24 protein-coding genes are annotated in these 20,917 nt (G+C 56.4%); 16 read left to right on the forward strand and 8 right to left on the reverse strand.

Features of this window, described 5'->3' with window-relative positions; translation table 11 throughout:
* The first annotated feature begins 42 nt into the window (after window positions 1-42).
* The 3 genes from aroA to cmk are packed head-to-tail and all read left to right on the forward strand — an operon-like array spanning window position 43 to window position 2,512.
* Complete coding sequence (gene aroA / locus KKW20_RS04570; RefSeq protein WP_214566483.1) at window positions 43-1,395, forward strand: 3-phosphoshikimate 1-carboxyvinyltransferase; 1,353 nt, start codon at window positions 43-45, stop codon at window positions 1,393-1,395.
* The gene (locus KKW20_RS04575; RefSeq protein ID WP_214566484.1) at window positions 1,392-1,913 is read left to right on the forward strand and encodes a hypothetical protein; all 522 of its coding nucleotides are present in this window, start codon (window positions 1,392-1,394) and stop codon (window positions 1,911-1,913) included. The genes aroA and KKW20_RS04575 overlap by 4 nt, the downstream gene beginning before the upstream one ends.
* Entirely contained in the window at window positions 1,910-2,512 is a 603-nt protein-coding gene (gene cmk, locus KKW20_RS04580) for a (d)CMP kinase (RefSeq protein ID WP_214566485.1), read from the forward strand. The genes KKW20_RS04575 and cmk overlap by 4 nt, the downstream gene beginning before the upstream one ends.
* Before the next feature lie 2 nt (window positions 2,513-2,514).
* Here the strand turns inward: cmk and KKW20_RS04585 are convergent, their stop codons facing one another.
* Window positions 2,515-2,910 carry a winged helix-turn-helix transcriptional regulator gene (locus tag KKW20_RS04585; protein WP_214566486.1) on the reverse strand — a complete coding sequence of 132 codons (396 nt, stop codon included), beginning with the start codon at window positions 2,908-2,910 and terminating at the stop codon, window positions 2,515-2,517.
* 174 nt (window positions 2,911-3,084) lie between these two features.
* Here KKW20_RS04585 and KKW20_RS04590 point away from each other — a divergent pair, with 174 nt between their 5' ends.
* The 9 genes from KKW20_RS04590 to KKW20_RS04630 all read left to right on the forward strand — a co-directional run bounded on the left by KKW20_RS04590 (window position 3,085) and on the right by KKW20_RS04630 (window position 10,800).
* Entirely contained in the window at window positions 3,085-3,729 is a 645-nt protein-coding gene (locus KKW20_RS04590) for an NAD(P)H-dependent oxidoreductase (RefSeq protein WP_214566487.1), read from the forward strand.
* A gap of 341 nt (window positions 3,730-4,070) precedes the next feature.
* Window positions 4,071-5,747, forward strand: a complete 1,677-nt coding sequence (gene rpsA / locus KKW20_RS04595) for a 30S ribosomal protein S1 (protein WP_214566488.1) — start codon at window positions 4,071-4,073, stop codon at window positions 5,745-5,747.
* 320 nt (window positions 5,748-6,067) lie between these two features.
* Window positions 6,068-6,349, forward strand: coding sequence for an integration host factor subunit beta (ihfB, locus tag KKW20_RS04600; RefSeq protein WP_214566490.1), 282 nt, complete (start codon window positions 6,068-6,070; stop codon window positions 6,347-6,349).
* Window positions 6,350-6,358: 9 nt separating this feature from the next.
* On the forward strand, window positions 6,359-6,709 hold the full coding sequence (locus KKW20_RS04605) for a LapA family protein (protein ID WP_214566492.1): 351 nt from the start codon (window positions 6,359-6,361) through the stop codon (window positions 6,707-6,709).
* An 11-nt stretch (window positions 6,710-6,720) separates the two neighbouring features.
* Window positions 6,721-7,392: a phosphoribosylanthranilate isomerase gene (locus KKW20_RS04610; protein WP_214566927.1), complete on the forward strand. Its 672-nt coding sequence runs from the start codon at window positions 6,721-6,723 to the stop codon at window positions 7,390-7,392.
* A 163-nt stretch (window positions 7,393-7,555) separates the two neighbouring features.
* The gene (gene trpB / locus KKW20_RS04615) at window positions 7,556-8,803 is read left to right on the forward strand and encodes a tryptophan synthase subunit beta (RefSeq protein WP_214566494.1); all 1,248 of its coding nucleotides are present in this window, start codon (window positions 7,556-7,558) and stop codon (window positions 8,801-8,803) included.
* A gap of 286 nt (window positions 8,804-9,089) precedes the next feature.
* On the forward strand, window positions 9,090-9,647 hold the full coding sequence (locus tag KKW20_RS04620; protein ID WP_214566496.1) for a hypothetical protein: 558 nt from the start codon (window positions 9,090-9,092) through the stop codon (window positions 9,645-9,647).
* Window positions 9,648-9,726: 79 nt separating this feature from the next.
* Window positions 9,727-10,251, forward strand: a complete 525-nt coding sequence (locus tag KKW20_RS04625) for a hypothetical protein (RefSeq protein WP_214566498.1) — start codon at window positions 9,727-9,729, stop codon at window positions 10,249-10,251.
* 48 nt (window positions 10,252-10,299) lie between these two features.
* Entirely contained in the window at window positions 10,300-10,800 is a 501-nt protein-coding gene (locus KKW20_RS04630; protein ID WP_214566500.1) for a helix-turn-helix transcriptional regulator, read from the forward strand.
* 3 nt (window positions 10,801-10,803) lie between these two features.
* Here KKW20_RS04630 and KKW20_RS04635 read toward each other — a convergent pair whose 3' ends face one another.
* The 3 genes from KKW20_RS04635 to pth all read right to left on the reverse strand — a co-directional run bounded on the left by KKW20_RS04635 (window position 10,804) and on the right by pth (window position 13,889).
* On the reverse strand, window positions 10,804-11,970 hold the full coding sequence (locus KKW20_RS04635; protein ID WP_214566502.1) for a serine hydrolase domain-containing protein: 1,167 nt from the start codon (window positions 11,968-11,970) through the stop codon (window positions 10,804-10,806).
* A 213-nt stretch (window positions 11,971-12,183) separates the two neighbouring features.
* Entirely contained in the window at window positions 12,184-13,218 is a 1,035-nt protein-coding gene (locus tag KKW20_RS04640; RefSeq protein WP_214566504.1) for a DUF2332 domain-containing protein, read from the reverse strand.
* Window positions 13,215-13,889 carry an aminoacyl-tRNA hydrolase gene (pth, locus tag KKW20_RS04645; protein WP_214566506.1) on the reverse strand — a complete coding sequence of 225 codons (675 nt, stop codon included), beginning with the start codon at window positions 13,887-13,889 and terminating at the stop codon, window positions 13,215-13,217. Before pth ends, KKW20_RS04640 begins: the two co-directional genes overlap by 4 nt.
* 98 nt (window positions 13,890-13,987) lie before the next feature.
* Here pth and KKW20_RS04650 point away from each other — a divergent pair, with 98 nt between their 5' ends.
* Window positions 13,988-14,671 carry an FkbM family methyltransferase gene (locus KKW20_RS04650; RefSeq protein ID WP_214566508.1) on the forward strand — a complete coding sequence of 228 codons (684 nt, stop codon included), beginning with the start codon at window positions 13,988-13,990 and terminating at the stop codon, window positions 14,669-14,671.
* A gap of 157 nt (window positions 14,672-14,828) precedes the next feature.
* Here KKW20_RS04650 and KKW20_RS04655 read toward each other — a convergent pair whose 3' ends face one another.
* Both KKW20_RS04655 and KKW20_RS04660 read right to left on the reverse strand, forming a co-directional pair.
* On the reverse strand, window positions 14,829-15,461 hold the full coding sequence (locus tag KKW20_RS04655) for a 50S ribosomal protein L25/general stress protein Ctc (RefSeq protein WP_214566510.1): 633 nt from the start codon (window positions 15,459-15,461) through the stop codon (window positions 14,829-14,831).
* A 169-nt stretch (window positions 15,462-15,630) separates the two neighbouring features.
* On the reverse strand, window positions 15,631-17,766 hold the full coding sequence (locus tag KKW20_RS04660) for a DEAD/DEAH box helicase (protein WP_214566512.1): 2,136 nt from the start codon (window positions 17,764-17,766) through the stop codon (window positions 15,631-15,633).
* Window positions 17,767-18,013: 247 nt separating this feature from the next.
* On the opposite strand from KKW20_RS04660, the gene KKW20_RS04665 reads away from it, so the two are divergent.
* Together KKW20_RS04665 and KKW20_RS04670 are read left to right on the forward strand one after the other, a co-directional pair.
* On the forward strand, window positions 18,014-18,151 hold the full coding sequence (locus KKW20_RS04665; RefSeq protein WP_214566514.1) for a hypothetical protein: 138 nt from the start codon (window positions 18,014-18,016) through the stop codon (window positions 18,149-18,151).
* Window positions 18,152-18,184: 33 nt separating this feature from the next.
* Window positions 18,185-18,361, forward strand: coding sequence for an antibiotic biosynthesis monooxygenase family protein (locus tag KKW20_RS04670; protein ID WP_214566516.1), 177 nt, complete (start codon window positions 18,185-18,187; stop codon window positions 18,359-18,361).
* Between the two features lie 52 nt (window positions 18,362-18,413).
* Here KKW20_RS04670 and KKW20_RS04675 read toward each other — a convergent pair whose 3' ends face one another.
* Window positions 18,414-19,577, reverse strand: a complete 1,164-nt coding sequence (locus KKW20_RS04675; RefSeq protein WP_214566517.1) for an alpha-hydroxy acid oxidase — start codon at window positions 19,575-19,577, stop codon at window positions 18,414-18,416.
* Between the two features lie 116 nt (window positions 19,578-19,693).
* Here KKW20_RS04675 and KKW20_RS04680 point away from each other — a divergent pair, with 116 nt between their 5' ends.
* Window positions 19,694-20,053 (forward strand): hypothetical protein, encoded by a 360-nt coding sequence (locus tag KKW20_RS04680; RefSeq protein ID WP_214566518.1) that lies wholly within the window; start codon window positions 19,694-19,696, stop codon window positions 20,051-20,053.
* Between the two features lie 9 nt (window positions 20,054-20,062).
* On the opposite strand, the gene trpA is transcribed toward KKW20_RS04680, so the two are convergent.
* Window positions 20,063-20,854 (reverse strand): tryptophan synthase subunit alpha, encoded by a 792-nt coding sequence (gene trpA / locus KKW20_RS04685; RefSeq protein ID WP_214566928.1) that lies wholly within the window; start codon window positions 20,852-20,854, stop codon window positions 20,063-20,065.
* Between the last annotated feature and the right edge of the window lie 63 nt (window positions 20,855-20,917).

The following is a 20,917-nucleotide window of genomic DNA, read 5'->3' on the forward strand; positions in this document are numbered from 1 at the left end:
CATGTGTGCGCTATCAGAAATCAACATCTGAGGAGAACGCATATGTCCGGCCACGGCCCCGCCATTCCCATGACTTCGCGCAAATCCGGCCCCCTTTCGGGTGTGGCCAATGTGCCCGGTGACAAATCCATTTCGCACCGTTCCCTAATCCTTGGTGCCATGGCCGTGGGCGAAACCCACATCACCGGCCTTTTGGAAGGCGAGGACGTGATCGGCACTGCGAATGCAATGAAAGCCTTTGGTGCGGATGTCGAGCGTTTGGGCGACGGCGAATGGCGCGTGAACGGTGTTGGCGTTGGCGGCTTTCAGGAACCCGAAGACGTGATTGATTGCGGCAATGCGGGCACCGGTGTGCGGTTGATCATGGGGGCCATGGCGTCCTCGCCGATCACCGCGACATTTACGGGGGATGCAAGTTTACGCTCGCGTCCTATGGGTCGTGTGACAGACCCAATTGCGCTTTTTGGCGCGGCATCTTACGGGCGCGAAGGCGGCAAACTGCCGATGACCGTCATTGGCGCCGCGGACCCTGTGCCGGTGATTTACACAACCCCGATGGCGTCAGCGCAGGTCAAATCCGCCGTGCTGCTTGCTGGGCTGAATGCGCCGGGCAAAACCGTGGTGATTGAGGGTGAAGCCACCCGCGACCACACCGAACGTATGCTCGTCGGTTTTGGGGCTGAGGTCACCGTGGAAGACACCGATGAAGGGCGCAAAATCACCCTCACGGGTCAGCCCGAACTTATGCCCCAAACCATCATCGTCCCGCGCGATCCAAGCTCGGCCGCTTTTCCGGTCTGTGCGGCCCTTATCGTGCCGGGGTCAGACGTGCTTGTGCCAAATATTGGCCTTAACCCCACCCGCGCCGGGTTGTTTTACACGCTGCAAGACATGGGTGCGGACCTTGTGTTTGAAAACGAACGACTTGAGGGGGGCGAACCTGTGGCGGATCTGCGGGCAAAATACTCGCCCAATATGAAGGGGATCACTGTCCCCCCAGACCGCGCCGCCAGCATGATTGACGAATACCCGGTCCTGTCTGTGGTTGCCGCCTTTGCCACCGGCAAAACCGAGATGCCCGGCGTGCACGAGCTGCGCGTGAAGGAAAGTGACCGGATTGACGCGATGGCCAAAGGGTTGCGCGCCAATGGCATCACCGTGGAGGAAGGCGAAGATTGGTGGTCAGTAGAGGGGCTAGGTCCGGAAAACGTTCCGGGCGGCGGCACCGTGGCCACCGTGCTAGATCACCGCATCGCGATGTCTTTCGCCTGCCTTGGGATGGCGACGCAAAAGCCCGTGCATCTGGACGACGGCGGGCCGATTGCCACCAGTTTTCCGGTGTTTGAACCGCTGATGGCCGGGCTTGGTGCGCAGATCACCCGAGACAATACATGACCCTTCATCGGGCCTTTTGGGGCGTCTTCGTGGCCGCGATGGCGATTTATCTGACAATGCTTTTTTGGACATTGCCGGGTATTTCCGCCCAAGCGGGTGGGCTGTTCCCATTTGATATGCGGCCGGGTGGGTACACGTTTGAGGACGCCCAATCATTTCTTGCGGCGTTAACCGAACAGGGCCGCGCGCTTTATTTGGGGCCGCAGCATGTTTTGGATCTGCTCTATCCAGGGCTGTTGATGCTCACCCTGATCTTGGGGTATTTTCTTCTGTTTTCTAAGCGTTGGGCCATCGGTTTATCTGTGGCGGCTGGTTTGGCGGCCCTCTTTGATTGGTCCGAAAACGCAAAAGTTGCAGAGCTTTTGAAAACCGACCTCGCGATAATCACACCGGAACAGGTTGCAAGCGCCTCTCTGTTGACTGTGTTGAAATCCGGAACTGTTACCCTGTGCATGAGCGCTTTACTGGTTGGTGCAGGGCTTGCTCTATTCAAGCGCATAAAGAGAAAACGAACATGACATTCACAATTGCGATCGATGGGCCGGCGGCGGCGGGCAAAGGGACAATTTCAAAGGCGGTGGCGGCGCATTTCGGGTTTGCGCATCTCGACACGGGGCTCTTGTATCGTGCGGTTGGGGCAAAAACGCTGCGTGGAACGGACCCGATTGAGGCCGCAAAATCCCTGACAGCAGAAGATATGGTGGGGGATTTGCGCACGCCTGAAGTGGCCCAAGCGGCCAGCAAAGTTGCCGTGATCGCCGAGGTGCGCGCGGCCCTGGTTGCGTTTCAACGCAGCTTTGCGGCGCGTGACGGGGGCGCGGTTTTGGACGGGCGTGACATTGGCACGGTGATTTGCCCGGACGCTCCGGTGAAACTGTTTGTGACCGCCAGCGCCGAAGTGCGGGCCGAACGTCGTTTTCTGGAACTGTCACAAAAGGGTCTGCCGGACACACGGGAACAGGTTTTGGCTGACGTGATCACGCGCGACGAACGCGACCGCGAACGCAGCGAGGCCCCGTTAAAGCCCGCGACCGACGCGGTGATCATCGACACGTCGGATTTGTCGATTGAGGCCGCGGTTGCCAAGGCCATAGCCCAGATCGACGCGCGCCGCTGACCTCAGGCGCGCTTGCCCGCCTCTGCGTGCTTCACGTCAAACTCCGCGCGGGCCTCGTCGATGTTGGGCAGGTTGTCCAACGCCCACATTCCCAATGCTTTCACCGGTTCGCGAAACGAATGGCCCAGCGGGGTCAGGGCGTATTCGACCTTTGGCGGGATGGTTGGGTAATAGGTGCGACTGACCAGCCCATCACGCTCTAATTCGCGCAGGGTCAGGCTGAGCATGCGTTGCGAAATGCCTAGGTTGCGTTTGAGTTCATTGAACCGCAGCACGCCGTATTGCGCGAGCGAGATGACAATCAACACAGACCAACGATCGCCCACGCGCGCCAGCACTTCGTTGATGCGCTTGCAATCTGGACAGCCGGTTGCAGTGGCGGCTTTGCTGTTGGTCATAGGGTGTCCTTTCGGCGCAAAGGCGCGTGTGGGGCAGGGCGGTTTCACGGGTGATACCGGGTTTCAAAAAAGTGCCTTCTTGCGGCATCATCCAGTGCTTCTTATATCGTCGGTATCAAATTTATACCACCCCCTGCCGGCGACACAAACCCGGCTTCGAAAAGGAACACCGACATGGCATTGGATAATCTGTCAGAGCTGATGAACTGGCGTTATGCCACAAAGAAAATGGACCCGGCAAAAGCAGTGTCCGAAGCGGATGTTTCGCGCATTCTGGACGCGATCCGCATGGCCCCCACCTCTTCAGGCACGCAACCTTTTGAGGTGTTTGTGATCACCAACCCTGAAATCCGTGGCGAGATCCGCAAAGTCGCATGGGATCAGGCGCAAATCACCGATGGCTCACACCTGTTGGTGTTTGCCGCATGGGACAATTACACCGCCCCGCGCATTGATGCGGTGGTCAGCCAAATGGAAGACGAACGCGGTGGGGCGAACCCCCTTTTGTCGCAATATTACGACAACCTGAAAGCCAACTATCTGCCGCGCGAGGCGGATGTGAACTTTGAACACGCCGCGCGTCAGGCCTATATCGCGCTTGGGTTTGCTTTGATGGCCGCCGCGGAAGCACAGGTCGACAGCACCCCGATGGAAGGCTTCGATCCGGCTGAAGTTGATAAGATCCTTGGGCTGAAAGACAAAGGCTTGCGGTCGGTCATCCTGTTGCCTCTGGGCTATCGCGACACGTCAGGGGACTGGTTGTTGCCACTGAAAAAAGTGCGCAAAAGCGATGACAAGCTGTTCCATCGGATCGACTGATCTTCGGCCTTTTTTCTTTGTCTGAAATATCCCCGCCGGAGGCATTCTTTTCGTGGAAAAGCCTCCGGCACCTGCGGCGCTTGCCCCTTGCTTTATTGGCAAATCCGGCGTATGACCCGCCCTGTCGACAAGGTGAAAACGCTGCGACTCAGGTGACATATTGAAAGGGGTCGGTCCGTCCGGCCCTGTTTTCTTTGCGAAAGTGCCCGCATTTTGTGTGTCGCGGGTTCATAACCACTTGATGCGGCGTTTGGAAAACCTTCGTGGACCAAAACGTAACCGAAGACCCGTGGAGACAACCACGAGGCCCGAAAACGACTTGAAAAGGAATCTGAGACCACATGGCTCAAAATGTATCAATGGAAGACTTCGAAGCTCTCTTGCAAGAAAGCTTTGAAATGGACACACCCGAAGAGGGTTCAGTTGTCAAAGGTAAAGTCATCGCAGTCGAGAATGGCCAAGCCATCATCGACGTAGGCTACAAAATGGAAGGCCGCGTTGACGTAAAAGAATTCGCGAACCCTGGCGAAGCCCCAGAAATTGCTGTTGGCGACGAAGTAGAGGTTTTCCTCCGCGCCGCTGAAAACGCCCGTGGCGAAGCTGTTATCTCACGCGAGATGGCGCGCCGCGAAGAAGCATGGGATCGTCTTGAAAAAGCATATGCTGACGACGCGCGCGTCGAAGGTGCGATCTTTGGTCGTGTTAAAGGTGGCTTTACGGTTGATCTGGGCGGCGCTGTTGCGTTCTTGCCAGGGTCACAAGTTGACGTGCGCCCTGTGCGTGACGCTGGCCCATTGATGGGTCTGAAGCAGCCATTCCAAATCCTGAAAATGGACCGTCGTCGTGGCAACATCGTTGTATCACGTCGTGCCATCCTTGAAGAGAGCCGTGCCGAACAGCGCGCCGAAGTTATCGGCAAACTGGCGGAAGGCGACTCGATTGATGGTGTGGTTAAAAACATCACCGAATACGGTGCATTTGTTGACCTCGGCGGCGTTGACGGCCTTCTGCACGTCACCGACATGGCATGGCGCCGTGTGAACCACCCATCTGAGATCCTGACAATCGGTGAAACCATCAAGGTTCAGGTCATCAAGATCAACAAAGAAACCCACCGCATCTCGCTGGGCATGAAACAGCTGCAAGACGATCCTTGGGATCTGGTTGCTGGCAAGTACCCACTGGAAACAGTGCACACTGGCCGCGTGACCAACATCACCGATTACGGTGCATTTGTTGAGCTGGAGCCGGGCGTAGAAGGTCTGGTTCACGTCTCTGAGATGTCCTGGACCAAGAAAAACGTACACCCAGGCAAAATCGTTTCCACCAGCCAAGAAGTCGAAGTTATGGTTCTGGAAATCGATGGCGCCAAGCGTCGCGTTTCCCTTGGCCTCAAGCAGACCATGCGCAACCCATGGGAAGTGTTTGCAGAAACACACCCTGCCGGCACCGAAGTCGAAGGCGAAGTCAAGAACATCACCGAATTCGGTCTGTTCATTGGTCTCGACGGCGAAATCGACGGCATGGTTCACCTGTCCGACATCTCGTGGGACGAACGTGGCGAAGAAGCGATCCAGAACTTCAAAAAAGGCGACATGGTGCAAGCCGTTGTTTCCGAAGTGGACACCGACAAAGAGCGTATCTCGCTGTCGATCAAAGCCCTGGCTGGCGACCCGTTTGCAGAAGCCATTGGCGGCGTGAAGCGCGGATCCATCATCACTGTTGAAGTGACGGCCATCGAAGAAGGCGGCATCGAAGTTGACTATGAAGGCATGAAATCCTTCATCCGTCGCTCAGATCTGGCCCGTGACCGTGCTGACCAACGCCCAGAGCGTTTCGGCATCGGTGACAAGTTTGACGTTCGCGTAACCAACGTGGATGCCAAATCGCGTCGTCTGGGTCTGTCGATCAAAGCTCGCGAAATCGCAGAAGAAAAAGAAGCCGTAGAACAGTATGGTTCGTCGGATTCGGGTGCTTCGCTTGGCGATATCTTGGGTGCAGCCCTGAACAAAGACTAATCCATCTGGATTAAATCACAGTGAAACGGCCCCGCTTCGGTGGGGCCGTTTTCTTATGCGAGGCCTGATTTTGGTTCCGAATCATAGTTTTGCGGGTTTCGGCACCGGGGGCATATCCGATATTCTGTGCAGAACCCCGGCTGAAAACCTTGCGAATTCACCGCCGTTTGGTCGGAAAACACAGTCCAGTCCAGTTTTTTTGCCGGAAAATCGCCGACTTGGCGCCTCAGGGCTTGTTTATCGAAAGGCCGTTTGCTCCTATGGGACAACAACAAAAGGGTGGCAAATTGATGCCACACCGAAAGCTTGGGGGGATATGTATGATCCGGTCGGAATTGATCCAGAAAATCGCGGACGAAAATCCGCATCTTTATCAACGTGATGTCGAGCGCATCGTGAATACGATCTTTGATGAAATTGTCGAAGCGATGTCGCGCGGTGATCGGGTGGAGTTGCGCGGATTTGGCGCATTTTCAGTCAAGCAACGGGATGCTCGTGTCGGGCGTAACCCACGCACGGGTGAATCGGTTCAAGTCGAAGAGAAACATGTGCCCTTCTTCAAAACGGGCAAACTCTTGCGGGACCGTTTGAACGGAAAATAAGAGGTATTAATGCGGTATATTCGTTACGCATTCCTAGCGGCCCTTGCGGTCGTGTTGGTGACCATTGCCATGGCCAACCGAGCCGTGGTGACGCTGAATCTGTTGCCGGAGGAGCTCTCGGGCTTTTTGGGCTATAGCTGGTCCATCAGCCTGCCACTCTTCATTGTGATCTTCCTTGGGCTGATCGGTGGTGTGTTGGTCGGCTTCATCTGGGAATGGCTTCGGGAACATAAGCTGCGCGCCGCGGGCAAACGCACAATGAAAGAGCGTGATGCCCTGATCCGCGAAGTCAAAAAGCTCAAAGAACCAAAAGCCAAAGCGGGCGACGATATTCTGGCGATGCTGGAAAACGCGAAGTGACCGGATTTGTGATGCCCGGTGGGGCCTCTGGCAAACCAAACGCTGCGGTCAAAATCTGTGGATTGAAAGACCCCGCACATGTGCAGGCGGCGGCGGATGCCGGTGCCCGCTATGTGGGGTTTGTCTTTTTTCCCAAATCTCCGCGTCACGTTGCACCCGATGACGTCGCCGCTTTGGCCGAATATGCCCCGTTTGGCGTGGCAAAAGTTGCGCTGACAGTGAATGCGGATGATGCGCTTTTGGACGAGATCACCACCAAAGCGCCCATTGATATGCTTCAATTGCATGGGGCTGAAACCCCAGAACGCGTGGCCTATGTAAAGGCGCGTTATGGCTTGCCCGTGATGAAAGCCATCGGCATCGCAGCCGAAGAAGATGTGGCGCAAATCGACCTCTATGCTCCCGTCGCGGATCAACTGCTTATCGACGCCAAAGCCCCCCGCGGGGCCGACCTTCCGGGTGGCAACGGCATCAGTTTTGACTGGCGCTTGGTGCAACGCAAATACTGGCCCTGCCCATGGATGCTGGCGGGCGGGCTGACGCCGGAAAACGTGGCCGAAGCGATGCGCCTGACCGGGGCGAAACAGGTGGATGTCTCTTCCGGTGTGGAAAGTGCCCCCGGCGAAAAAAACGCCCGATTGATTGCGGATTTTGTAGCCGCAGCAACAGGGCGCCCGGCCTAACCCGGCCTTTTTCTTGTCAAAAATATCCCGGGATGAGGCGGAAAGCCGAGGGGCAGCGCCCCTTTTCTCTGCCTTTCCGCAGGCCGGTCCAAAAATCCGCTGGAATTGGCCTGCCGTCCAGCCTATGCACATAGAACCTACCTACAAATAAGGGGCGCGCGCCATGTCCAACGATCTCTTTAACAGCTTTATGAACGGTCCTGACGAAAAGGGCCGCTTTGGTGATTTTGGCGGCCGATTTGTCTCGGAAACGCTGATGCCGCTGATCCTGGGGCTTGAGGCAGAATATGAAAAGGCCAAGACTGACGATAGTTTCTGGGCGCAGATGGACGATTTGTGGACCCATTATGTGGGCCGCCCGTCGCCGCTTTATTTCGCTGAAGGGCTGACCAAGCATTTGGGTGGTGCCAAGGTCTATATGAAACGGGATGAGTTGAACCACACGGGTGCGCATAAGATCAACAATGTGCTTGGCCAGATTCTGTTGGCGCGCCGTATGGGCAAAACACGCATCATCGCCGAAACCGGGGCAGGGCAGCACGGTGTGGCCACCGCGACGGTTTGTGCCAAATTTGGTTTGAAATGTGTGGTCTACATGGGCGCGCATGATGTTCAGCGTCAGGCCCCAAATGTATTTCGCATGCGCCTGTTAGGGGCCGAGGTTGTGGCTGTGGAAAGTGGCCGTGGCACGCTTAAAGACGCGATGAATGATGCCTTGCGCGACTGGGTGACCAATGTGCGCGACACCTTTTATTGCATCGGCACCGCCGCTGGACCGCACCCCTATCCGGCGATGGTGCGTGACTTTCAGTCAATCATCGGCAAAGAAGCCAAAGAACAGATGCAAAAGGCCGAAGGCCGCCTGCCCGACACGGTGATTGCCGCGATCGGTGGTGGCTCCAACGCAATTGGCTTGTTCTACCCATTCCTTGATGATGAAAGCGTGCTCATTATCGGCGTCGAGGCCGGCGGTAAAGGTGTGAACGCAAAGATGGAGCATTGCGCGTCTTTGACGGGCGGCCGGCCTGGTGTGCTGCATGGCAACCGGACTTATTTGATGCAGGATGATGATGGGCAAATCCTTGATGGGTATTCGATTTCGGCCGGTCTGGATTATCCGGGCATCGGGCCCGAGCACAGCTGGCTGCATGAAATCGGCCGCGCGGAATATGTGTCGATTACTGACAAAGAAGCGCTAGAGGCGTTCCAACTGTCATGTTCGACCGAAGGGATTATTCCCGCTCTGGAACCAAGTCACGCGCTGGCCCATGTGATGAAAATCGCACCGACCCTACCCGCGGATCATATCATCTGCATGAATATGTGCGGACGCGGTGACAAAGATATTTTCACGGTGGCGAAATATTTGGGTTTTGACATGTCCGACACCGAAGGGCGTGATGCGGACTGACCCGGCGGGGTGATCGTTTGATCGCGGGCTGTGCACAAGGCGGGGGGAACCTCGCCTTTTTGCATTCCAGTGAGATGAAGGATTAACAAATTGTTTCGACTGCAAATATTCTCGGGGATCTACATAAACTGAGGTTTATGCGCATAGGTCCATTGTTTAGGGCGGCGCTCATAAACCAAATGCACCTGTTCCATATGTGATTTCGCTCGCACCCTGTCCGTACCAACCTTTCAGGCACGCAGGATGAAGGGTGAACGAGAGTGACGGCACATAAAGGAAACGAGTTATGTTGAAAAAAGTGATATATATTTCGGTCTTGTCTGGTCTATTGACGAGCACCTCGCTGGCGCAAACCAGTGACCCAGTTGTCCAAGAGATTTTCGAAAAGCTGGTGGACGAAGGGTACACCCATGTCGAAATCAAGAAGCGTTATAACGGCTACAAAGTTGAAGCCACGGGGGCGGGGGGGAAAACTGAACGTCGTTATGGACGTGACGGTGGGCTGACCAAGCGAGAAGATGGACCTGGTGACGACGATGATCACGGGGACGACGATCACGGGAATGGGAGTTCGACCAATGGTGGGTCTTCTGAAGGCGACGATCATTCCGACGATGATCGCGACGACGACCGTGATGATGATCGCGACGACGATCGTGATGACGACCGTGACGATGATCGCGATGATGATCGCGACGACGACCGTGATGATGATCGCGACGACGATCGTGATGACGATCGTGATGACGACCGTGACGATGATCGCGATGATGATCGTGACGATGATCGCGATGACGACCGTGACGATGATCGCGACGACGACCGCGACGATGATGACAGCTAAGCCTGAAACAGGAGGCTGAAATTGCAACAACCTGCCCCTGCCGCTTGGCGGCGAGGGGCAGACATGCTTTAGTTGACCTATGATTAAGATTGCTCACATACGTGCGACATTCCTAGCGGCGCTGCTGTGCCTCTGCGTGTTGCCTGCGCCCGCCATGGCACAAAGCCGTGCTGTGGATTTGGTAATCTCGCAGCTGGCGACGCAAGGCTATACCCGTGTTGCCAAATCGCGCACATGGCTTGGGCGCATTCGCATTGTGGCGACGGGAAATCGCCTGAAGCGCGAAATTATCATCAATCCAAACACAGGCGAGATTTTGCAAGATCATGTGTCTGATCTGAGTGGGCAATCTGTTTCCGGGTCCAATATCGCCAATATACCAGACCGCGAACGAGAGCGTGACCGCGACCGGGAGGATGGCTCGGGCGCTGGGTCAAATGATGACGACGACAACGGCGGCCACGACCGCGATGATGACGACGACGATGACAAAGACGATGACGATGATAAAGACGAAAAGGATGATGATGACGGCGGGGAGAAAGACGAGAGAGATGATCGGGATGAGAAAGACGACCGGGACGATGACGACGATGATGATTGATCGGCGCGTTCCACAGCCCGTCAGCGACCCAACTCGGGCCAACCCCAGATGAAGATACGCGACAGGCATGTGATCGCGATTGCGCTTTTCATTCAGGCGGTTTGCGCACTTTTCTTCCTGTTTGATCTACTCTCGAGCATCTTTTCATTTCGCAGTGAACCAATTCCTTGGCAGCTGCGTGAGGTTATTGAAATCGGGGCGGTGTTTGGTCTGGTGCTTGGGTTTGCGCTGGGTGCGTTTGCGCTGCGGCGTGTGACCCAAAAACGGCGCCATGTCGAGGGGCAGTTGCGCCTGGCGTCCGGTGCATTTTCAACACTTTTGGAAGAGCGGTTCGATGATTGGGGACTGACCCCGGCAGAACGGGATGTCGCGCTGTTTTCGATCAAAGGATTATCAACACGAGAGATCGCCGGTCTGCGAGATACATCAGAAGGCACGGTGAAGGCGCAGACCAACGCGATTTACCGCAAGGCGGGTGTGACGGGGCGCCCGCAGCTTCTCAGCCATTTCATCGACGAACTGATGGGTGGCATCGTCCCGTCGAAATAGGGGCTATTGCGCGGCGCGTGCTAAGGCCCGGAACATTTCGATGTTGGCGCGATGCGCCCCGTCTTCGCGAAAGCCTCGATCAGCGGAGTTGACGGCAATAACCACCCCATGGGGCTGGTCGACAAAGATGTATTGCCCATAGATCCCGCGTGCAAAATATTCCCCCTCTGGGGCGTCCGGGGCCATCCACCATTGAAACCCATATTGCCGGTTGCCTGGCTTGGTTGGCGCAGAGGGCACAGTTGAAGCATTGACCCAGTCGGCCGGCACCACCTGTTGCCCCTGCCACATCCCGCCTTGCAAAAACATCTGCCCAAAGCGGGCATAGTCGCGAGTACGCAGGTTCAGCCCGCCCAATACAAAGGCCACATCTTCGCCATCACTTAGATAATAGGGGGCCGCTTCAAACCCCATTTTACCGACAATATGCTCGTTCATCAGGTCGGGAATGGACCGGCCAGTGGCGCCGCGGATGACCATGCCAATCACATGGGTATCGATCGACACATATTGCCATTCCTTGCCGGGGGGGGCGAAGGTTTCGGTCAAATCCGCGGCAAACCCATCCATGGATTTCCCAAGGGCCAATACGCGCCCCATGCGGTTGATATCGGAATTGAAGTCGAGGTAATCCTCGTTGAAACGCACACCTGACGCCATGTTGAGCACATTTCGGATGCTCGCCCCATCATAGGCACCGCCGATCAACGAGGGGGCATATTTGGTCACGGGATCGTCGATCGACGCGATCATTTTTTGGTCCAGCATGACGCCCATCAAGGCTGACAAAAAGCTTTTGGCAACGGACCAGCTGATGCGTTTGTCTTCACCCGTGGTGCCCAGATGATAGCTTTCATGGCGGATCTCACCATCTTTGAGCACCACAAGTGCGGTGACGGCGCGCGCGTCGATCCAGTCTTGAAGCCCCTGGGGCAGCACCATATCTTTTCCCCGCGGCAACGGGCTGACGGTGCCGGTGTTTTCGGCCAAGGGAACGGTCAAAAATGCCGCGTCCATATTGGAGAAATTGGTGACGATCTTCTCTTGGGAAAAGAGCGAGTTGACAGCCAATAGTCGGGTGATTTGCTCGCGTTTCCATACGGCCGTTACAGCCAAAAGGATCAATAATACCAATGCGCCTTGGACAAGGCGTTTCATCCAAGTTTTCATATTCTTTCCCCCACGGCGCCGCCCAGTAAGGCAGGCACCGATTTGGACTTGACCGAGAGGGGTGAACAAATACTAGTTTTCTAGTTTTCTAGTTTTCTAGTTTTCTAGTTTTCTAGTTTTCTAGTTTTCTAGTTTTCTAGTTTTCTAGTTTTCTAGTTTTCTAGTTTTCTAGTTTTCTAGTTTTCTAGCTTGTGCGCCCCGTGCGAGTTTTGCCTAGGGTGCCGTCCAATCCACCCAGCGTCCATGAAAATCTACACGACCTAACGTCAGCTTTTCACCCTCGGGCCAAAGGGTCAGGATGATGGCCGCCCCTTGCCCCTGCACTGCGTCTGCCTCCATCGACAGATGGGCAATCGGCCCGCGTTGTCCCGCAGAACGGATAGCTGAAAGGCAGCGGGTTTGCGTCGCGACCGGGAAATATTGCCATGCAATTGTGTGATAGATCAGGGTGAGGTGGTCCGTGCGGTTGCCCGCAAGATGTGTTTCCAACCACTCGGCGGCGTCCCCTTGGTCTACCACCGCATCAAATACCGATAGGGCCGCCCGGGTGCGTGTCAAACGCTCCGGCTGATCAGCCCAGAGATAGGATTGCAAGCGCAGGGCGTCCTCAGGGTCATGCGCATCCAAAGGGATCAGATCGACGCCGCGTCGCGCCGTGATATGGGGCGGCACGCCGGTGGGGGTATCCCCGCGCCAATCGGGCATCAGCACAACAGGGGCGTCGTCTGGGCCAAGTCGCGCACCGGGGATCATCAGTGCAAAATGATCCCACATCAGATTTAACCCGCCAGAGGCACCCAGCTCCAACATTTCGATTGGCAGATTATAGCGCGCGGCCAGATAATGCCCCGCAGCAATCATCACAGCGGCCCGGCGGACTTCGTTGGTTTGGGGGGGATTGTTCAGCCAATGATCCAGCACGTCCGGATGCGCAGTCATAGCACAATCGATGGCAGCCCAGAGCGTGGTATCATCGGGGGCTGCGTTGGGCGGATAGACCGCAACCAGTTCGGGGCATTGTTTGGTCAGGACCAGCGCGTGCAACCCCGCCAAAAGGCGCAGCGGGACCGACTGGCCAAAGGCACCCGTGTTGCCGCCCCAGTCATACATCCGGTCGGTCAGGGGCGTGCCAGGGGCAAGATGTGTGGCCAACAAACGCAATATGCGCGCGGTAAAGGGGCTGTCTAACCGGTCATTATTGCCGGCCTGTACCTCAAACGCCTCACGCAGATCCGTTTGCTGGGTCATGTGAATTTATCCATCAGCTTTTGCATCGGCGAGCGGGTGTCTTCGGGTTCCACCATCTTCTCGGGCTTTTTCTCAGCTTTCTTAACGGAACCGGAAGAGCGGGGCGGGTTCACGCGCAGCCCAATGGCGTTCATAAACTTGCTACTGTCGCCCCGCGCAAGGTCTGGTGCGCCATCTGCGGCACCGCGCAGAACATCGTCCAACCAGCCCTGCTCGGCTTTGGCAAAATCGCTCAGCACATAGCGCGCAACCGCATCTTTGTGGCCGGGGTGGCCAATGCCCATGCGCACCCGATGATAGGTTTCGCCGATATGCTGGTGCAATGACCGCAACCCGTTATGACCGGCATGACCCCCGCCGGTTTTCACTCGGACCTTGCCTGGCGCCAGGTCCAGTTCATCGTGAAAGACGGTCACATCAGCGGGGGTGAGTTTGTAAAACCGCATCGCCTCGCCCACGGATTGGCCCGACAGGTTCATAAAGGTTTCGGGCTTAAGCAGGATGGTTTTTTCACCCCCCAGATTGCCCTCGCAAAGCGCGCCCTGAAATTTGCCCCGCCACGGGGCGAAGTGATGGGCTGATGCAATCTCATCCAACGCCATAAAGCCGATATTGTGCCGGTTTCCCGCGTATTTCGCACCGGGATTTCCGAGGCCAACAAAGAGTTTCATGTGTGTCTCCGCTCTGGACAACAGGTCAGGTTTCATGCCTGATTTACCCCATTCCAACCCCGCACTCAATGCAGGGATAAAATGATAAAAGGAACGTTATGGCACACTTCGAGATTAAGGGTATTCATTTGGACATTCCCGATGGCCACCTGACCGATGGGCTGCGCCGCGAATTTGAACGAGGCATATATGAATGGGGCGAGGTGCGTGCGTTGACAAACGTATTGCGCGCCGAGGATCGGTTGCTTGATCTTGGGTCGGCGATTGGATTTGTCGCCTGCAATGCCGCGAAAATACTGGAGCCGCACAATATCATCTGCGTTGAGGCCAACCCCGATCTGATTCCCGTGCTTGAGGCCAATTTGGCCGCAAATGGTGTGCGTCGCGCCCGCAGTGTACAGGGTGCGGTGGTGCCAGATACGTTTGACGATGAAGAGGTGAGTTTTGAGTTACGGCAAGCTTTTTATTCCTCGCGCGTTGCCGGTGAGAATGTGAAAGAGGCCAGTCGAATTGTCACGGTCCCCGCATTGAAACTATCAGATTTGCTTGAGGCATTTGCACCGGATGTCGTGACAATGGATCTGGAAGGGGCAGAGGCGGCGCTCGCGGTGCAACATTGGCCCGGAAAGGTGCGGGCCGTCATCATGGAGATCCACACCGGTGTCTATTCCCTTTCGACGGTGGGAATGATTTTTGCGGGGATGTCTAAAAACGGGTTTGCGTTTCAGCCCAATGGGTCGCGTGGTGATGTGGTGGTGTTTCAGCGGGTGGGGACAGAATAGTCGGCTTTGGGCCGCATGTCAGATGGTCCCATCGGCGTGCCTTGAGCGATGACTTCTGTCAAATCGCCCGCGCCCACAGAAAAACGGGGCCCCGAAGGACCCCGTTTCAGTCAGCTTTCGCTAAAGAAGCTCTGCTCAAAGGCAGACGCGCACCTGATTATTCCTCAGCTGCAACCTCTTCTTCAGCTTCGCCATCATCTTCACTGTCCGACGAACGGAGCGACGATGGTGCGGAGATGTTTGCAATCACAAAGTCACGGTCGATGGTGGTTTTTGCGCCCGATGGCAGGGTGATGTCAGAAATGTGGATCACATCGCCAACATCACGGCCAGTCAAATCAACAACGATCTGATCAGGAATGTCACCAGCAACAACGTTCAGCTCAACCTCGGGGCGTACAACAGTCAGAACGCCGCCTTTTTTCAGGCCGGTGGCCTCTTCGTGGTTGATAAACTCAACATGGATGAACAGGCTGATCCGGGATTTCCGGCTCAGGCGCATCAGGTCGATGTGTGTTGGCAGGTCTTTAACAACGTCACGCTGAACATTGCGGCAGATCACGCGCACGTCTTCTTCGCCTTCAACCTTCAGGTTCCAAAGGGTCGACAAGAAACGGCCAGCGCGCAGCTTGGTCAGCAGTTTGTTGAATGGGATGTTGATGGCCAGTGGTTCGGCGTCGCCACCATAAACAACACCAGGGACCAGACCGTCACGACGTGCTTGGCGAGCGGCGCCCTTGCCTGTCCCCGCGCGGACGGTGGCTTCGAGATCAGGGATCTGTTTTGCCATGAGAATTCTCCAATATGTAAAGGGCGGGGCTCCTCCAAGGCTGTAGTCCCCGCGATGAAGTCGTGCGCATACACTGATTCAGGCGTGTTGGGAAGGGGGTAATCCCCCAACCCCTTTGTTTTACGCCTTAACCCGGTTGCCCGTGGGAATGTGCCACTGGCGCGAGGCGTTATTTGGTCCGACGAGGGGCGGCATTTGCCCCGCGCGGTTGATCCTTGCGTGGCTTACCTTTGCCAGCGGGCTTTCCCGCGGGTTTCCCCCCCGGCTTCCCTGCAAATTTGCCGCCCGGTTTCCCACCCGGCTTGTCATCACGCCCACCGGCTTTTGACTTTTTGTTGGGCTTGTCGTTTTTCCAACGTTGCTTTTTGCCTTCAGCGTCGCGTTTCTTGTCAGCTTTGGGCTTGGGGAAGGGCGTGCCGGCGTCTTTGGCGGCAACTTTGGCTTTGCCAGCAGAACCCGCCTCTTCGGACTTCTTCGCAGGGATTTTGTAATCCGCTTGCGTGTCCTTGGTCAGTTCGGGCGACCACCGCCCGCCTTTGTTGGCAGAGGGGGCCGTGGCGCGGTCATCCCGTTGATTTTGCGGACGCAGCGGTTTGGACGGCTTGCGATCGGACGGTTTGTGATCAGAGGGCGCACGATCTGCACCCGGCCCTTTACGGTGTGGCTTTGCGGGGCGTTCATCCCGTTTGAACCCACCTTTGGCCCCGTGTTTGCCCCGCGGTGGGGTGCTCAGGTTCGGAGCTTTATCAAGTTTTGTGACCTTAATCCCGTCTTCCAACTCGCCTTTGTTCAACGCAGAGAGAAACCGGTCAGAGCTTTCCTGCGTCAGTTCTACAAAGGTTTCCTCTTGCTGCACGCGGATCGCGCCAATGGCGGATTTGTCGATGTTTCCAGTGCGGCACAGCATCGGCAGCAACCAACGGGCTTCGGCGTTTTTGGTGCGCCCAATGGTGAGCGAGAACCAGGTCGATGGCCCAAAATCACGCTTTTCGCGGCGTTCTGGTTTCGCATCCGGGGCCGACAATTCTTCGGGGGCCGAGAATTGCGCGCGGTGCATTTTCAAGCAGGCACTTGCGATTTGCTCGGGTGAAAACTTGCCCATCAGATCAGCGGCCAATCCGGCCTCTTCTTCTGAAATTGCCTCATTCCACATCGGGTGTTCCATCAGACGTTCCGTGTCGCGCGCGCGGATCATGTCAGCCGAAGGGGGCGTGGTCCATTCCGCGTCGATCTTGGCCCATTTCAACAGTCGTTCGGCTTTACGCGCGATGTTCATCGGCACAATCAGCGCCGAGATCCCTTTGCGGCCAGCCCGTCCGGTCCGGCCGGAGCGGTGCAAAAGACCTTCGGTGTTGGTGGGCAGTTCGGCGTGGATCACCAGTTCAAGGTTGGGCAAGTCAATGCCGCGTGCGGCAACATCCGTGGCCACACAAACCCGCGCACGACCGTCACGCATCGCTTGCAGCGAATGGGTGCGTTCGTTCTGGCTCAGCTCGCCCGACAGGCTGACCACGGACAAGCCGCGGTTCGACAGGCGGGTGGCCAAACGGTTCACTGTGGCGCGCGTATTTGCAAAGACAATCGCGGTCTGCGCGTCTTGATACCGCAGCAAGTTGATAATGGCGTTTTCGGTATCTTTCGGGGCCACTTGCAGCGCCTGATACGAAATATCGGCGTGCTGGGCTTTGTTGCTGACCGTGCTGACGCGTTTGGCGTCACGCTGATAGTTCTGCGCGAGTTTGGTGATCAGCGGCGACACGGTGGCCGAAAACATCAGGGTGCGGCGCTCTTTTGGGGCTTCCCCAAGCATAAATTCCAGATCTTCACGGAACCCGAGGTCAAGCATCTCATCCGCCTCATCCAGAACCACAGCCTTCAGTTCGGACATATCCATCGCACCACGGGTGATGTGGTCGCGCAGACGGCCGGGGGTGCCAACAACAATGTGCGAACCACGTTCCAGCGCGCGGCGTTCGGTGCGCTGATCCATTCCCCCCACACAAGACACGATGCGCGCGCCGGCTTTGGCATAAAGCCAATCCAGCTCGCGTTTCACCTGAAGCGCCAATTCGCGCGTTGGTGCAATGACCAGCGCCAAGGGGGCGGAGGCGTGGGGCAAAACCTCCGCCTCGCCCATCAGGGTTTTTGCAATCGCAATCCCAAATGCCACGGTTTTACCGGACCCGGTTTGCGCCGAGACCAAAAGGTCGGCGTCTTGCAATTCGGGGTCAGTGACCGCCTGTTGCACATCGGTCAGGGTTTCATAGCCCTTGGCGGCAAGGGCATCAGCGAGGGTTTGGATCATCATTTCGGCGGCTTTCAGGCGGATTTTTCAATCGGATTTCTGGGGGGTGACGGAGAGGACCATACCCCATTTTGCCACGCAAGCCCCGCGCATATACGGGTTTGGATGAAATTGACAGGGATTCTTTGCATGGCCGCTATGCAATGGGGCAACAGGCGGGCCGTAGGGCGTGGGTGAATTGGGTTGCCCGCCCGGTGCCGCTTGGATCATTATGAGAGGGAGCCGCGCAACTATAAGGATCCAGCCAATGTCCGACCGTTTCACCAAAACGCCCGAGCCCCCCTATTACGCGGTGATTTTCACCAATCAACTTAGCCCGAATGACGCAGGCTATGCAGAGATGGGGGACCGAATGTTTGAACTGGCCTTGGAACAGCCCGGATGATTTGGCGCCGAAAGTACGAGGGACGCCGATGGGTTGGGCATCACCGTATCTTATTGGAAAGATGAGGCGAGCATTGCCGCCTGGAAAGCCCAAGCCAAGCATCTTGTCGCACAGAAAATGGGCATTGAGCAGTGGTACGCGCATTACGAACTGCGTGTGGCCAAAGTCGAGCGGGCCTATTCTGGCCCCGAGGGGCGAGAGCCAAAATAAAAGCCCCCCTCAGTCACCTGAGAGGGGCATTGGGATGTCACCGTGAGTGGATTTATTCCCAATTTCCAGAAAACCCTTTGGGCACATAAAGGATGTCGCGGTTCACAGTGTTGATGTCTGTATGGCCGCAAAACGCCATGGAAATCTCAAGCTCCTTATGCATCATCTCAAGCGTTTTGGTCACGCCCGCCTCGCCCATCGCACCAAGACCATAGACGAAAGCGCGGCCGATATAGGTGCCTTTGGCCCCCATGGCGATTGCTTTTAGAACGTCCTGACCCGAGCGGATGCCGCTGTCCAAATGCACTTCGATTTTGTCGCCCACTGCATCCATAATCGCAGGAAGCGCACGAATGGATGACAGCGCGCCGTCCAATTGCCGCCCGCCGTGGTTCGACACAATAATCGCGTCGGCCCCCACGTTGCACGCCTCGAGCGCATCCACGGGTTCCATGACCCCTTTGATGATCAGCTTACCATCCCACATCTTGCGGAACTGGCGAATACGGTCCCAATCAAGCGAGGGGTCAAAGGCTTCGGCGGTCCAGGTGTGCAGCGAGGAGGGGTCTTTCACGCCCTTTGCGTGCCCCACAATATTGCCAAAAAACCGCCGTTTGGTGCCCAGCATGCCAAGCCCCCAATGCGCCTTGGTCATCATATTCGCGATGGATTTCACCGTCAGTTTGGGCGGGGCGGACAGGCCATTTTTCAAATCTTTGTGCCGCTGACCAAGCATCTGAAGGTCCACCGTGATCACCACAGTGTCGCAATTTGCCGCTTTGGCGCGATCAAACAAACGCTGCATGAAATCATCATCTTTCAGCGTGTAGACCTGAAACCAAAACGGCGCGCTGGTGTGTTCGGCCACATCCTCAATCGAGCAAATCGACATGGTGGAGAGCGTGAAGGGCACGCCAAATTTCTCTGCCGCTTTCGCCGCTTTGATCTCTCCATCCGCGCATTGCATACCGGTCAGCCCAACAGGTGCCAGTGCCACGGGCATCGCGACATCGCGTCCAATCATCTGGGTTTTGGTTGATCGCCCATCCATGTCGACGGCCACGCGCTGTTTGAAATACAGCTGCTCGAAATCCGAGGTGTTTTCCCGAAATGTCTGCTCCGTCCATGACCCGCTTTCGGCGTAGTCATAAAACATCTTCGGCACGCGCCGTTTATAGATTTTTTTCAGATCATTAACTTCGGTGATGACAGGCATTTTGGCATCCTTGCGAGAATTGGTTAGAAAATATTACCAGTTGAAAGCGGGCGAGGCAAGCCTTTTGACCACCAATTCGGCAGCTGGAGGTTTGCGCATTTCGCGGACTTATCCGGATGTTTTCAAGGGGCGCGATCTGTGCAGAGGGGCGTGGATGTTTTGGCGATGCTGGCGGCACTACCGATGCGGTGCATGCTGTCTGTGCAAGCGTTGCCACAATGTGGCAAAGCCCAGAGTTGCAACGCACGTCCGACCAGCGGCAAATTGAAAGTGATCTGCTGCCGCGTCCACGCTTGGGCTTTCTTCTGTCGGGCGTGATCAAGGATGGTCTTGATCTGCCAAAGGCCGAGGCAGATATGCTTGAACCGGAAGAGATTTGGGTGGACGTCTACGACAGCCATGCACCAAGTTTGGTGCATCTGCTGCGGCGGTGGCCGCCGATCTGTGTGTGTCAGATCCGCGGCGCTTTGGGTTAAGGTGCGAGATCAGGCGCGATGCGCCCCATCCGCCAGTGTTTTCACAAAAGCCAACACCTCAGCGACCGGATGTCCGGCAGCTATCTGGCTGACAATCGCGCTTCCAACCACGGTGCCATCGGCGGCCCCGGCAATGGCTTCGGCCTTTTCGGGGGTGTTCACACCAAAGCCAACGATCACTGGGATATCGGTTTTCGCTTTGATACGGGCCACTTCGGGTGCCACGTCACTTGTCTGGGCTTCGGCGGATCCGGTTACGCCGGTCACGGACACATAGTAAACAAAGCCCGAAGTGTTCTGCAGCACCTTGGGCAGGCGCGCGTCATCGGTTGTGGGGGTTGCGAGGCGAATAAAGTTCAACCCGGCTTTTTGTGCGGGGATGCAAAGTTCGTCGTCTTCTTCTGGCGGCAGGTCGACCACAATCAACCCATCAATTCCTGCTGCTTTGGCATCCACCAAAAACGCGTCAACACCGTGATTGTAAATGGGATTATAATACCCCATCAAGACGATCGGCGTGGTGTCGTCCGTTTTGCGAAACTCTGCGGCCATGGCCAGCGTTTTCTTCAGCGTCATTCCAGCATTGAGCGCGCGTTGCCCGGCCAATTGGATCGTCGGCCCATCGGCCATTGGGTCGGTGAAGGGCAGACCCAATTCGATGATGTCAACGCCGGCATCTGGCAGGCCTTTCATCACCTCAAGCGATGTGGCGATGTCGGGATCGCCCGCCATGATATAAGACACAAAGGCTTTCTTCCCCTGCGTTTTCAGCTCGGTAAATTTTGCATCAATTCGTGTCATATTCGGTGTCATTGCGCGCCCCTTCGATTTCTTAAACGATCTGCCCAAGGGCAGGGGGGAAAG

The sequence above is a fragment of the Aliiroseovarius lamellibrachiae genome (assembly GCF_018599245.1).
Lineage (GTDB): Bacteria > Pseudomonadota > Alphaproteobacteria > Rhodobacterales > Rhodobacteraceae > Aliiroseovarius > Aliiroseovarius lamellibrachiae.

Excerpts from the sequence above, each read along its gene's own strand:
- KKW20_RS04585 (WP_214566486.1), bottom strand. The coding sequence starts at position 2,910 with ATGACCAACAGCAAAGCCGCCACTGCAACCGGCTGTCCAGATTGCAAG.
- rpsA (WP_214566488.1), top strand. The coding sequence starts at position 4,071 with ATGGCTCAAAATGTATCAATGGAAGACTTCGAAGCTCTCTTGCAAGAA.
- KKW20_RS04590 (WP_214566487.1), top strand. The coding sequence starts at position 3,085 with ATGGCATTGGATAATCTGTCAGAGCTGATGAACTGGCGTTATGCCACA.
- KKW20_RS04630 (WP_214566500.1), top strand. The coding sequence starts at position 10,300 with ATGAAGATACGCGACAGGCATGTGATCGCGATTGCGCTTTTCATTCAG.
- KKW20_RS04680 (WP_214566518.1), top strand. The coding sequence starts at position 19,694 with ATGTTTTCAAGGGGCGCGATCTGTGCAGAGGGGCGTGGATGTTTTGGC.
- KKW20_RS04575 (WP_214566484.1), top strand. The coding sequence starts at position 1,392 with ATGACCCTTCATCGGGCCTTTTGGGGCGTCTTCGTGGCCGCGATGGCG.
- KKW20_RS04660 (WP_214566512.1), bottom strand. The coding sequence starts at position 17,766 with ATGATCCAAACCCTCGCTGATGCCCTTGCCGCCAAGGGCTATGAAACC.
- KKW20_RS04665 (WP_214566514.1), top strand. The coding sequence starts at position 18,014 with ATGTCCGACCGTTTCACCAAAACGCCCGAGCCCCCCTATTACGCGGTG.
- KKW20_RS04605 (WP_214566492.1), top strand. The coding sequence starts at position 6,359 with ATGCGGTATATTCGTTACGCATTCCTAGCGGCCCTTGCGGTCGTGTTG.
- KKW20_RS04620 (WP_214566496.1), top strand. The coding sequence starts at position 9,090 with ATGTTGAAAAAAGTGATATATATTTCGGTCTTGTCTGGTCTATTGACG.
- trpA (WP_214566928.1), bottom strand. The coding sequence starts at position 20,854 with ATGACACGAATTGATGCAAAATTTACCGAGCTGAAAACGCAGGGGAAG.
- trpB (WP_214566494.1), top strand. The coding sequence starts at position 7,556 with ATGTCCAACGATCTCTTTAACAGCTTTATGAACGGTCCTGACGAAAAG.
- pth (WP_214566506.1), bottom strand. The coding sequence starts at position 13,889 with ATGAAACTCTTTGTTGGCCTCGGAAATCCCGGTGCGAAATACGCGGGA.
- KKW20_RS04625 (WP_214566498.1), top strand. The coding sequence starts at position 9,727 with ATGATTAAGATTGCTCACATACGTGCGACATTCCTAGCGGCGCTGCTG.
- KKW20_RS04675 (WP_214566517.1), bottom strand. The coding sequence starts at position 19,577 with ATGCCTGTCATCACCGAAGTTAATGATCTGAAAAAAATCTATAAACGG.
- ihfB (WP_214566490.1), top strand. The coding sequence starts at position 6,068 with ATGATCCGGTCGGAATTGATCCAGAAAATCGCGGACGAAAATCCGCAT.
- KKW20_RS04635 (WP_214566502.1), bottom strand. The coding sequence starts at position 11,970 with ATGAAAACTTGGATGAAACGCCTTGTCCAAGGCGCATTGGTATTATTG.
- KKW20_RS04640 (WP_214566504.1), bottom strand. The coding sequence starts at position 13,218 with ATGACCCAGCAAACGGATCTGCGTGAGGCGTTTGAGGTACAGGCCGGC.
- KKW20_RS04650 (WP_214566508.1), top strand. The coding sequence starts at position 13,988 with ATGGCACACTTCGAGATTAAGGGTATTCATTTGGACATTCCCGATGGC.
- cmk (WP_214566485.1), top strand. The coding sequence starts at position 1,910 with ATGACATTCACAATTGCGATCGATGGGCCGGCGGCGGCGGGCAAAGGG.
- KKW20_RS04655 (WP_214566510.1), bottom strand. The coding sequence starts at position 15,461 with ATGGCAAAACAGATCCCTGATCTCGAAGCCACCGTCCGCGCGGGGACA.
- KKW20_RS04610 (WP_214566927.1), top strand. The coding sequence starts at position 6,721 with ATGCCCGGTGGGGCCTCTGGCAAACCAAACGCTGCGGTCAAAATCTGT.
- aroA (WP_214566483.1), top strand. The coding sequence starts at position 43 with ATGTCCGGCCACGGCCCCGCCATTCCCATGACTTCGCGCAAATCCGGC.